Below are 13,370 nucleotides of genomic sequence, written 5' to 3'. Positions count from 1 at the left end.
ATTTTTCTAAAACTAACCATTAGAATCCTTATTTAAAAGGCTGCCATCCTTTAAAGACTTGGTTAATGGTGTAGGTTTTTAAATCTTTCTTATTTATTTGATGTGCCCATTTCACACGTTCCTGTACAAAAGCACCAGGTCCACTACTTCCATATTCTGCATAAAAAACAGTACTTTCATTAGCAGGGTCTCGCCAATTATCCCAACCTTCTGGTCTGATATGCTTATCCATAAAAGTGGATATAAATACCGTTTTAGCATGAGGGCGCCATGGTCTGCCTAAGAAAACTTTTCTAACTTGATCATCTGCGGCAAGTAACTTACAATTCATAAAAACAAAGCCATAACTTGTTTGAGAGGTGGTAGAAGCTGCCGTAATGTAAGAATCTCTAATACTGATGATTGTACAATTTTGAAACCATGCTGTGGCTGCACCAAAAATAAAATCGGTAGTGCCGCTAATAGTACAATTTTCAAAATAATTTCTTGCGCCATCTCTAGCTACATACAAAGTATCTTGATGACCTTTTATATCGCAATTTTTAACGGCTGTTCTATCGCCTTCTATGTGTAACGCAACAGCTTGGCCAACTGGCCCCGCAGTGTTTTCTATGGTTAAATTTTGTAATTCGCAATCGCTCCCTGCAATTAAAACGGTATAAGAAGTATAAGTGCTAAATTTTGGATTTCCGGTAATATCAGTTCCAGGGAAGGGTTTGCCAGAATAATCATCATGGCTAATGATGGTGTTTTCTTTATTTTCTCCTAAAAGGATGATGTTTCTTTTCCATGTGGGGATAACCAATTTCTCTTTGTAGATACCCGGCTTAATGGTGATGGTTACTTTCTGTTCTGAATGGTCTCTTACAGCATTTACTGCCTCTTGGATGGTTTTAAAATCTCCGCTACCATCTTGTGCAACCGTAAATTTTGATGGATAAACTTTAGGCTGCGCTTGTAAAATGGTGATGCTTAAGCAACATAGAAAAAAAGATAATACAGACTTCATATCAATTAATCAAAAAATGAAATGTGAGGTAGACTACCATCTGCTTGACGAGGCTTTAACAAATCCTGAATATTTAAAACTTTTTGCTTAGCTGTAGGCTTTTGCCAACTGTTATTACTGATATCCATTACATCTGCATTTAAGCTGCCCACTTCACCTATAACCTGAGTATTTTTTATCGTTAATTTTGCTAATGGATTTTTACTACCAAAACCCATATTGCTTTGCTTATTATCAAAAGCTAAACAGTTTAATAAAGTTACCTCGCCACGATTGCTGTTATGGTCAAAACCTTTTTTTAGATTAGCAGCTGCGATACAATTTTTATAAACAGCATGATGCTTGAGGAGTTTATCATCACTACCTCCAGATTTAAAGCCATTTCCATCACCTTTACCGGCTGTACCATCTTTAAGTATTCCGTTTAAGAAAGCCCAGCAATTTTCATAAGTTGTGGTGATATTATCTGTTTTTTTGAGGTAACCATCCCAACCATCATCTAAATTTTGCCATGCTCTGCAACCTTTAAAAGTATTACCAGTTCCGGCATCAAGTTTACATGCAAAACCATCGGCGTTTTCTACTTTAGCATCAGCATTGAAATAAGAATCGCAGTTTAAGATGAGATTTTGAGTTGCTCCACCGCTAATTTGTAAACCTGTATCGGCACATTCTGAGAAGGTGCAAAACTCGATAACATTGTAACTTCCACCATTGATGATTAAGCCATTATCGCCAGCATTAAAAATATCAATGCCCTTTAGGTGCCAATAATTTCCCCTTAAAGCGATACCTTGGTTTGCATCAGCTTCTAGCTGCGCAGAAAAATCAAATTTTGGCCGATTAGCTAAATCTGCAGCTATTAATTTTATAGGTTTTTCTGCCGTACCAGAGGAATTTAAGTTGATACGAACATCAAATTTATACTCGCCCCCTTTTACTAAAATGATATCTCCGGCTTTAGCAACTTTTACTGCAGCCAAAATTTCTGCGGCATTACTTACCTGAATTTGTGCCTTTAAGGCGATACTCAAAAAGAGTAAAACTGCACTTAAAAAATATTTCATCCATTTCATTATTTAATAGGTTCTACATGAAACCAATCTACATCGGCATAGCCAGAATCATTAATTTGTGTGTTTCTAACAGCGTAAAGTCCAACTTTAGCACCTACCCATTTACCTGGTAAAGCAGTAAAAGGCTCAGCAATAGGTAAAAACTTCTTATTATCTGTACTGTAAAACCATTTGCAAATACCGCCATTGCTCACTTGAACTCTGAAATACACCGTTTTAGTATCTATTTTACCGATGATGCTTTCTACTTCTTCTTTACCTTTAACAGCTCCTTTACATAAACCATATCCCAAATAAATACCATCCTTTTTGCTTTTTAGGAATAGGGTGCTGTAGTCTTGACCTAGGATAATCAAGCCAACTTTTTCATTCTCTAACTTATCATTTGGGGTGAAGGTGATTTTTGTTGTTACCTGAAAATTATCGGCCGGAAATTTTTGCCCTAAAATGTTAGGGACATCCCATAAACTTTTTGCTTCTGCCGGAATTTGTTTGGTATACAACCTTAAATTACCCTTGTTACCTGCAAAAGCCCAAGTGCCATCTGCATTTGCTTGCCATTGCCACTGTTTGCCTAAAATTGGGCTATTAAACTCATCAGACTCGGCAGGTGTTACTGTAGGCCAATTTTTACCAACATTAGGTTTTTTATAAACCAAAACAGGCTCGCCTTTTCCATCGCCATCTTTATCCTCTCCAATAACTGGCCAATCTTTTACCCATTTCATAGGTTGTAGGTGTACTACCCTACCATAAGCTTCTTTATCCTGAAAATGGAGAAACCAGTCTTCACCGGTAGGTGTATCAACCCAAGCACCTTGATGCGGACCATTAATTGGACTTTTGCCTTGGTCTAGCACATTTTTACGCTCGTAAGGGCCATAAATATTTTTAGACCTTAAGATTAATTGCCAGCCTGTTGGTACACCTCCTGCTGGGGCAAATATGTAGTAATAGCCATTTCTTTTATAAAATTTTGGACCTTCTATGGTTGGGTCGTCTTCATGCCCATCATAAACAATTACACTTTGCCCGGTTACTTTGGTGCCTTCTTGGTTCATGGGTGCAATGGCGATTACACTTTTTATACCTGCCCTGCTACCTGCGTAAGCATGTACGAGATAAGTTTTGCCATTTTCATCCCAAAGCGGACAGGGATCTATTAAACCTTTACCCTCATAAATTAATTCTGGTGTAGACCACGGCCCTTCAGGACGAGATGCTTTGGTTAGATAAATACCAAAATCAGGATCTGGGTAATAGATATAATATTCGTTTTTATGAAAACGTATAGCAGGCGCCCAAACACCATTACCATGCTGAACTTTTTTAAATGTTTCTGCCGGAATTTGCTTTGGTAAAACATGCGTAAGGATAGTCCAGTTTACCAAATCTTTAGAATGCAATAAAGGTAAACCTGGTATATGGTTAAAACTTGATGAAATCATATAAAAATCATCGCCTACGCGGATAGCATCAGGGTCTGAATAATCGGCGTTTAAAACTGGATTTTTATATTTTCCATTTCCTAAATCGGCCACCCAAACTTTAGAAACATATTCTTGAGCAGTGATGGTTTGAATAGAAAAATAAGCAACAGATAGCAATAAGCTTTTAAAAAAATGTTTGTTCATGATGATTATAAAATTGGCTTCTTTTGCAATTCTACATAAAAAATTTTAAGATGTTAGTACTTATGCTCGACAAACTATGCAATCGATACCGGGAATTATAAAGGCATAAAAAACTAAAAAAGGTTTAAGCTATTAGCCTAAACCCTTTCTGATAACAGATAGCTTATTGCTTGATAAACTTACTGCTAAATATTTCTTTACCTATATTAAGTTGAATGAAATAAACACCAGCGTTAAGTGCAGAAACATCAACCTTAGTTTGATTTTCTGATTTCAGTCCATCAATTTTTAAAACCTCTTTACCCATGCTATCAAAAATACTTAGCTTGCCAGCTGCTTTTGCGCCTAGATGAGAGATAGCCAGCTCAGAACTTACTGGATTAGGGTAAATAATAATCTGATTATTTGTAATATCAACCGCTTTTATAGGGCTGTATTCAAACTTTGCATCTAAATCTATTTGTTTTAAGCGGTAATAGCTAACGCCTTTAAGAGGAGAAAAATCCGTAAATTGATAGTTGAAATTACCACTTTTGTTTTGTGCTTTTACATTACCAATAGCATTAAACACCTGTCCATCAACACTTCTTTCTATATCAAAACTTGCGGTATTGATTTCTTGAGCGGTAGTCCATTTTAAAGCAACTTCTTTACCTTGTCTAACAGCTTGCGCTTGAAAGCTTAAAAGTTGAAGAGGTAAAGTTTGATATGGTGTTGATGCCTGACTTAAAGCACCATACTCGCTTGCAGCTTGCACTGTGTAAGTATAATTGGTATTACTAACCGCAGTATTATCTGTAAAGCTATTGGTTAGTGAAAATCCTATTACGTTGCTATTTCTCGTAATTACATACAAACGTGTATAAGGCACATCATCCCAAGATAATGTATTACCAATACGTTGTAAATTTGCTGGCTTATCTGGGGCTTCTGCTATTAACCTTGGATCCCAAATATCACCACTTCTAAGAATCACATTTTCATAAGTATAACTTGCCGCCTCTGTATCTGTTAAAGATTTTTTTGCTACGCCAGTTACTGTACTGGTTACATTGCCATTTGCATCTTTTACATCGTACTCGTAATTAGAAATACGCTGACTTAAATCTATCGGGTTACCTTGGGCGTTAACCGTATTATAGTCTGCAAACACAGCCGGAATAGCACCCATTTTATAATACCAACCTGCTGCATAAATGCCGGTTAATAGTTTGGTATTGATAAAAACTGTTTTAGGGGCATTTTGCCAAGGCCTGCCAAAGTAAGATGTAGCACCAGTTACAACTGATTCATTAATTACACAATTACTAAATACATAACCCCATGCTGTACCATTACCATGACTTGGCGCAACAATGTAACCACCATCTTTACGGGTCATAGTTATCGTATCTTTATCAAAAAACACATCTCCACCACCATAAATAAAATCTACTGCACCTTCTATTCTAGAATTTTTGATGTAATGTCTATCAGCAATACTGCTATAAGCTGTTAAATAAGTGTCCTGATAGCTTCTTAAGTAGCAATTGTTCATCGCAAACTTATCTGTTGTGGTGTATAATGCTAAAGCTTGTGGACCTGCTTGTGTCTCAAAACCATAGCTGTTTTCAAAAATGATATTTTCGAAATAACAATCTCTAGCGTTTACGACCATTGTTGCGCCCTGACTTACGTGATATACAGTTGCTCCAATGTTATTTGCGCCAGACAATCTGTTATCAGAAATAATAACCCCATTTCTGCTTTGGCCTATTAAGTGTATAAAAGGTTTATTGCTTGGGATATCATGATGACCAGTATATTTACCATTTTTAATGAAAATTACCCAAGGTGTAGTTCTGGATGTTGGAGCAGCTGCAATAGCATCAATTACTGAGGTATAATCTCCAGAACCATCTTTTGCAACAACGGCATCAAATAATTTTCTTGTTGGTTGTGTACGGCTAGCAGTTGTAAAAGTGATAGTTGTGCCAGCATAAGGATTACCAGACATATCTGTTAAAGCACCAGCTGGAACAGTGAAAGTGTATTGTGTATTATAGTTCAGCTTTTCATAAGCAAAAGTTGCCGTTTTAGCTCCAAAAACTCCGGTTAAAGAAGTACTACCCAAAGTAATATTACCCGTACCTACTTTCACTTTCTCATTAAAAGTAAGTACTATAGAACCATTGATGGTTGCTGTGCTTGAAGATGATGCAGGCACACTTGATATTAATAAAGGTGCATCGGTATCGTTTACAATTTCTTTATCTGCAAAAACAAAAATATTGGTAAATGCTGTCCCATCGTTATCTGTTGAATTTCCTAAAATAGGACTAGAAGTATCCGCTATCCATTTTAAATAAACCCTAGCTTGACCTTCTGCCGCAACAGGTAAAGTAACATTTAAGTCTTTCCAACTGGCATTGTAAACGCTTGTGATATCAACATTTGCAACATCTGTATAGCTAATATCATCTAAAGAATATTGAAGCTTTTGTACTGCATAAGCTTGATAATTAGCCGTAACCATAGATTTTACCTGAATATTTTTATATCCGGTTGTAGCAAATTGAGCTTTGAGATATCTTCTGGTTGTATTAAAACTTGCGCCAGCCGTCCAAAATCTTAGATTAGGATAGGCAGGAGAAAAAGAACCCGTATTTGATAACCAGTTAACAGCTGTACCACTAGGTTCGTATATAGCTATCAACCCTGTATTACTAGACTCTGAATAAAAGTCTCCCGTACGATTAATTTTAGGGTTCTCGGCTTTAAAGTCCCAACCAACGATGAAAGGAATTTCATCAAAGGTTGCGGTAAAAGTTTTATCAGCATCGATTGTAACAACTTTTTGTAATGCTGTAGAATTATCATCCCAATAACTAAAACTAGTTACCCGGTTAGGAATAACTGTCATCGTAACTTCTGTACCGGCAACGTATTTACCATTTGTTGGGGCTGGAGATAAATTAACCTCGCCCCAGTTAGAACCTACCTTATTTAAGGTGAAGTTATAAGTTGTAAGGGTTTCAAAAACAGCGGTAATATTTTGTGAGGCATTTACTGTGATAACATAAGGGTTGGTTGTAGATAAATCTGCATTGTTATCTGTATTAATCCATTTTACAAATCTATAACCAAAATTAGCAACTGCTTGTATACTTAGTGACGAGCCTTCCTCATAATCAGTATTATTGGGAGTTTTAATAACTGTACCCGCACTACTATTATTAACTATTGTGTTAACGGTATAACGGGGTAAAACAGGGGTAGTATCATCTGCTATAACCCCTGTTAACTTAAAATCTTTAGAGGTGAAATACCTACCTGTTGAACCTGCCCAAACATAAATTCTTATGGTAAACGTTTTGTTTTGACCTACTTCTATATTCGTGTTTATGTTAGCTACTTCTTGCCCTGTAAGGGGGGTTGTACTTGTATTTAATAAGCTTACTGCTCCTGCTCCTGTATCATTAGCATAACTTGTATTATTATAACTAATAGTCCCAGCAGAAGATGAGTTTAGAAAACCATTTAAAGAGTAAAAAACAGCCATTCTTGCACCGCTTGTTCCACCTCCTAATGCACTAAAATTAATATTACTAATCGTGATTTTTTTACCAGCAGGTACAGTAATTGCATATTCTATATATGAATTTGCTTGATAACTAGTAGGTAAAGTAACAGTTGAGGCAACTCTTTGCCACCCTGATACAGTTCCAAAAGTAGAGCCATATTGAACACCAGATATAGCACTTCCTAAGTTTTGGTTACTTAATGTTAATCCTCCCGCTGAAACTGTTCCGGAAGTATTGGCTAATAGTGACCAGGTAGCAGTAACACTTTGCGCTGCCGCACTAGAAACTAATAAAATTGATAGAAAAATAGCGTAAATTATTCTTTTCATAAAATTAGGTTAAATTGATTTTATTGCTGATTATCTTGTCCGCTAGTAATAGGGCGATTCATGAAATCAAGCTTGATTGTTATTTTTTTACTACTTTTTTTACCAGTAGCACATCGTGATTTTTTATGACGTACATTGTATAAATACCCTGTGGAAGGTGTTGAATGTTTATGAAGTTTTCTCCAGCTATAAAGTTTAAAGTATCCTCAAATATTTTCTGCCCAAGCAGATTTTCAAATATAATTTTGACCCCTCTTAGCTCTTCAAGACTTTTTATATTCATTATCTCTTGTACTGGATTCGGATATATTGAAAAGATATTAGCAGATTTAAATCCTGCCACAAAAACCACATCACTCAGCGTAAACTTTCCATCTTTATCTATTTGTTTAAGCTGATAGTATGCTTTTCCTAATAATGGATTTTCATCTATAAACTCATAATAATGAATACCCGGAGTATTTCTTGCGATTTGTTGGTGTATTTTAACAAAAGGTGTATCATCGTCTCTTCTAAAAACTTCAAAATCTTTTGTATTTACCTCATTCGTAGTTAACCATGTTAATTTCACAGTTGATTGATTAGCCATTCTCTGTGCTTCAAACTTCAATAAATCTAATGGAAGAGGTACTACATATTCAAAAGCTCCAATATCTGGTGCTGAACCTGAAAAAGTTAAACCCACATCTACTCCTCTATCTATTAAATCACTATTAGCAAGCAGTTTAAAGAAATTAATATCAGGTAAGCTACCATCTGGCTTTCTTGGTAATTTTAAATCTACTACATCAACACTTACAAAATCTGCAGATGTAACACTTACCGCCGGACTACTATTCCAGCTGTTATTGGTAACATCTAATAAAGTAGCATTTACAGAACCTGTGCTACCTAATACTAAACTGTTTTTAATAGTAAGTTTGCTTAAAGGATTGGTATTACTAAAGCCCATATTACTACCATTACCTGTGGCAGCACAATTAAATAAGGTTACTTCGCCTCTGTTACTGTTATGATCAAAACCTTTAGATACATTACCAACTGCTAGGCAATTTTTTAAGACAGCATTGTGCTTTAAATCTTTAAGATCACTTCCTCCGGTTTTAAAACCATTACCATCGCCTCCACTTACAGCACCTGATTTTAGTTTTCCATTATCAAAAGCCCAACAATTTTCATAAGTAGTACTGATATTATCAGCGCCTCTTAAGTATCCATCCCAGCCATCATCTAAATTTTGCCAAGCCCGGCATCCTCTAAAAATATTACCCGTACCAGCGGTTAGTTTGCAAGCAAATCCGTCGGCATTTTCTAGGCTAGAATCGGCATTAAAGAAAGAATCACAATTTAGAATGAGATTGGATGCAGAGCCATTATCAATCTGCAAACCAGAATCAGCACACTCTGAAAAGGTACAAAACTCAACAATATTATTATTTGATGCTTTTATTTGCATACCGTTGTCTCCGGCTTTAAAAACATCTATTCCTTTGATATGCCAATAATTTGCGTTTTCTACTAATACGCCAACATTGCTACTATTTTCAGGCATGGCAGAAAAATCAAATCTTGGTCTATTAACACTAGCCGGATTAGCCATTAAAGTGATTCTACTACTGGCATTTCCACTTTTATTTTTAATTTCTAACCTTGTCGTGAACGTATAAGTGCCTCCGTTTAATAAAATTACATCGCCAGCTTGGGCAGCAGAAATAGCGCTTCTAAGTTCTGTAACAGTACTAACCGTATATTGAGAGGCATATAAATCCTTAACATTAAAGCAAAAAACAACCAGTATGAACAAGTAAAACTTTTTCATTTGAAGGAAATAACGGACTAAATAAAGGCATGCATCCTATAAGAAACATGCCTTTTTAGTTAAGAAAGTAATAGGCTATTTTTTAATAAACTTTGCCGAAGATTGTTCTCCATTAGCATCTACCACAACGATATAAGTACCAACATGTAAACTTGCCACATTTATATCCGTAGAAATAGTATCATTAGAAACTGCTTTTTCTAACAATTTTTTACCCTCCAAATTTATTATAGTTACACGATTTACAGAAGTTGGGTGTTTAACACTTAATACATCACTTACAGGGTTAGGGTATACTGCTAATGAAATACCTTGTTTAAGATTAACTGATTTAACATCACTATAATCAAATTCGCCATCCTTATCTACTTGCTTTATTCTGTAATACACAGTAGATGCTAGAGGCTTGCTATCTGTAAAAGAATAATTGTGAACTCCAGCAGTGTTTTTACTATCCACAAAACCTATGGTTTTAAATTCCGAGTTAGCTGTTCTGCTTTGAACTTCGAAATTTTTGGTATTTACCTCATTGGTTGTTTTCCAGTCTAAATCAACACTTCCAAAAGTTGATGGTTTAGCAGAGAAAGAAAGGAAGTCTAAAGGTAGAGTAAAAACTGCTGTACTAGCTAAGACTCTATATATCCTTAGTGTTTGACCACTTGTTCTAATAATTCTAACATACTTAGTTCCAGCAGGGAAAACACCTGTGCTGTATTTACCAGGTGCTAAACCAGCACCTGCCGGAAAACCATCAATATAACCTACTTGTCCAGAATTGATGATAACTGCACTTGCTTCATCTGCTCCTGCATAAACCACAGGTTGGGCTGCTGCGGACCCACCACCACCTCTAAATAAAAGTGTAATTTGCTTAATGTCAGAAGTACTTACAAAATCAATGCTATTTGCTTTTGTTGTAGCATTAAAATTAGACCCGAAATTTAAATAACGGAAAAGAGCTGAACCGTTATTAGACTCTTGCCTTGCTCCTATACCAAAAGATGTCATTATAATATTACCTTGAGTATAAGGTCCAGACAAAGGGTGAGTATCAACACCATCATTGGGGTTTGGATTATTAGCCGTAACATTATAATCAAAAGAAGGGGTTGGTGTGAATGTTGCAGCAATATCATCTTGAGCTTTTACGTCTAAAAAAGCTAAAAAGTACAGAATTACTACTGAACTTGATAAAAGTAATTTTTTCATCATAATCTAAAATTTAAAGTTGATAAATGTTTAAAATGTAAGTTGATTTTGAGCTTTTGAAATCTTTTCTAAGAGCTTAAAGTCTTTAATTGGTTATTCAATTCTACTAAGTTTTTTATTGAAAAACAGGCATTTAGACAAATAAATCTGTGCAATCGTTGCCGGGAACGATGTAGTAAAAAAGAAATAAAAAAAGACGATAGATTCTCAGGCCTATCGTCTTAGCTAACATTCAAAATACCACTTGTTTAAAACAAGTTTATCTTACTTTATTGAGGAATCCAATCTCGTAAAATCGAATCCACATTATAACTATCTACTTGATTTACTGTTAATTGAAAAGACCAACTTACACGTTGTTCTGGTTTAAAACCTTCACCTTTGTTTTGATACTCGGCATAAAAAGCAGTACGCTTATTACTTTCTTTTCCCCAAAAATCCCAGCCTTCTGGTTTGATGTGTTTGCCTAAATCGCAATGAATAAAAACGGTTTTAGCATAAGGACGCCATGGCCTGCCTAAATAGGTTGATTTTTCTGGCGCATCGCTTGTAAGTTTGCAATCTATAAATACATATCCGTATTTTATGGTATCAGGAGTTGATGCCGCTGTGATAAAAGAACCGCCTTTTTTACTATAAATCTCGCAAGATTTAAACAAGGCTGTTGCTGCACCAAAAATAAAATCTGTTGTACCCTCTATATAACAGTTTTCATAATATTGCCTGCTACCATAACCGTAGGTGTAAAGTGTATCCTGATAGCCTAAAAATCTGCAATTTTTAAAATGTATACGGTCTCCAATAACCTGTACAGCTACTGCTTGCCCAACCGGACCAGATGAATTTTGAAACGTGATGTTTTCAGCACTAAAGTCATCTCCGTAAATGTAAAAAGAAGAAGAACCCGATGTACCCATAGGCTCTCCAAATTTATTAAGCTTAGCTGCAAAATCATCAAAAGTTAGAATGGTTTTTTCTTTACTTTCACCTATGAATTTTACCATTTTTTTTGAGCCCGGTAAAATCAACTTCTCTTTGTAAACACCATTTTTGATGTAAATAATGGTTGTTTGCTTTCTAAAATCAGGAACAGCGTTTATAGCCTCTTGTACGGTTTTAAAATCTCCACTCCCTTTGGCATCAACTATAAAATGGTAATCTTTAGCTTTAACCGCATGCAGATGAAATATACCTATCATCAACAAGAAAAGATACTTAAAAAAATTACGCATTATTTTACAATATATGTTGCTAAACCAATTTGCTGTTTATTAAGCTCTTGCAGTACCAATTCTGCAATTCTTCTGGCGCCATAGTCATTAAAATGTGTTCCATCTTTAGCCCCTTCTGGGTAGTTTGGATGTAGTCCTGCCGGAAAATCAAGAAATAATAATTTAGACCCTTCATCACCAAATTGCTGATATAAACTCCTACTCATCTCATCCAAATCAATCATCATAACTTTTTGTTCTTTTGCTAATACTCTTACTACTTCAGAATAAGGTAAATGTGTTTGTTTTATCTTTCCTTCTTTATCAAAATATCTTCTAGAAACAGGAGTTACCAAAATTGGATTTGCCTTTTTAGATCTTGTTTCGTTAATGAACTTTAATAGATTTATGCTATAATCTTCCGGAGAAGTATATCTATCAGCATGTTTCTGACTTTCATCATTATGTCCAAATTGTATAAAAACATAATCTCCTTCTCGTAAAGAATCTACAATGGGCTGCCAAAGATTTTCTTGTAAAAATGTTCTGGTGCTTCTACCGTTTTTAGCCTTATTTTTTACTTGTACTGCATTGTTAAAATAGTTGGCAAAAGGCATTCCCCAACCATGCTCAGGAAATTTATTTGTAGGCTTTTGTGCCATGGTAGAGTCTCCAATTAACCAGATAGTTAAAGGCTTATCTTTAACAATTTTAAATGAGCTTAATATGAAAGCAATAGCTAAAATATAGATTCTTATCATGGCTATTTTTTTACTGGTTTAATGATTTTTGAGCTAAGAGCTAAGTTTAGCGATTTTATTTCTGCCAATACCAACTGAGCCATGTAACGAGCTCCTAACTCGTTAAAATGTGTGTCATCTATTTTACAATTTGGATAATTAGGGTTTTGACCGGGTGCTAAATGGTTAAATAAGTAAGCTGATTTTTCTACTCCAAAATCTTGTAGCAGTTTCATACTACTTGAAGATAAATCTATCACAGGAACTTTATTTTGCTGAGCTACCTCTTTTACCAAAGCTGCATAAATTTCATGCGTATCTACAATCTTACCTTCAGAATTAAATTTTCTTCTGGCAACTGGCGTAATTAAAACAGGGATAGCTTTTTTTGACCTGCTTTCTTTCACAAATCTTAAGAGATTGGATTTAAAATCTTTTTCTGTCGTATAGCTCTTTTTAGTTGGTACCTCATCATTATGCCCAAATTGGATAAATACATAATCTCCTTTTTTTAACTTAGTTAGAATAGGTTGCCACCTGTTTTCTTCTATAAAAGTTCTGGTACTTCTTCCATTTTGGGCATGGTTTTCTACCACTACCGTAGAATCAAAAAAATGGGTAAAAGGCATTCCCCAACCAGTTTCTGGATAAGCTTTCATACTTTTTTGAGACATGGTAGAATCACCAATTAAAAAAATAGTTGTTTTATCCTTTGCTTGATTAAAAGCTAAGATGATAGCAACGATAAAAATAAACCCTATCTGTTTGAGGAACTTCATA

General features: G+C 35.3%; 9 protein-coding genes. All 9 read right to left on the bottom strand.

What is annotated here, in order from left to right; all coding sequences use genetic code 11:
- Positions 1-28 precede the first annotated feature (28 nt).
- Positions 29-1,009, bottom strand: coding sequence for a pectinesterase family protein (locus B2745_RS11295; RefSeq protein ID WP_304066568.1), 981 nt, complete (start codon positions 1,007-1,009; stop codon positions 29-31).
- A gap of 5 nt (positions 1,010-1,014) precedes the next feature.
- Positions 1,015-2,076: a right-handed parallel beta-helix repeat-containing protein gene (locus B2745_RS11290; protein WP_304066565.1), complete on the bottom strand. Its 1,062-nt coding sequence runs from the start codon at positions 2,074-2,076 to the stop codon at positions 1,015-1,017.
- 8 nt (positions 2,077-2,084) lie between these two features.
- Entirely contained in the window at positions 2,085-3,719 is a 1,635-nt protein-coding gene (locus B2745_RS11285; protein WP_304066563.1) for a glycoside hydrolase 43 family protein, read from the bottom strand.
- Positions 3,720-3,882: 163 nt separating this feature from the next.
- Positions 3,883-7,611 carry a pectinesterase family protein gene (locus B2745_RS11280; protein WP_304066561.1) on the bottom strand — a complete coding sequence of 1,243 codons (3,729 nt, stop codon included), beginning with the start codon at positions 7,609-7,611 and terminating at the stop codon, positions 3,883-3,885.
- Positions 7,612-7,690: 79 nt separating this feature from the next.
- Positions 7,691-9,430: a right-handed parallel beta-helix repeat-containing protein gene (locus B2745_RS11275; RefSeq protein WP_304066559.1), complete on the bottom strand. Its 1,740-nt coding sequence runs from the start codon at positions 9,428-9,430 to the stop codon at positions 7,691-7,693.
- Between the two features lie 75 nt (positions 9,431-9,505).
- Positions 9,506-10,642 (bottom strand): T9SS type A sorting domain-containing protein, encoded by a 1,137-nt coding sequence (locus B2745_RS11270; protein ID WP_304066557.1) that lies wholly within the window; start codon positions 10,640-10,642, stop codon positions 9,506-9,508.
- Between the two features lie 266 nt (positions 10,643-10,908).
- Positions 10,909-11,838 (bottom strand): pectinesterase family protein, encoded by a 930-nt coding sequence (locus B2745_RS11265; RefSeq protein ID WP_304066555.1) that lies wholly within the window; start codon positions 11,836-11,838, stop codon positions 10,909-10,911.
- A gap of 32 nt (positions 11,839-11,870) precedes the next feature.
- On the bottom strand, positions 11,871-12,611 hold the full coding sequence (locus B2745_RS11260) for a rhamnogalacturonan acetylesterase (protein WP_304066553.1): 741 nt from the start codon (positions 12,609-12,611) through the stop codon (positions 11,871-11,873).
- Between the two features lie 2 nt (positions 12,612-12,613).
- A complete protein-coding gene (locus B2745_RS11255) occupies positions 12,614-13,369 on the bottom strand; it encodes a rhamnogalacturonan acetylesterase (protein WP_304066550.1) in 756 nt (251 codons plus the stop codon).
- Between the last annotated feature and the right edge of the window lies 1 nt (position 13,370).

The sequence above is a fragment of the Pedobacter glucosidilyticus genome, assembly GCF_002483235.1.
Classification (GTDB): Bacteria; Bacteroidota; Bacteroidia; order Sphingobacteriales; family Sphingobacteriaceae; genus Pseudopedobacter; species Pseudopedobacter glucosidilyticum_B.
Note: the sequence above shows the minus strand (reverse complement) of the source record. Positions and strands in the feature narration are given on the sequence as shown.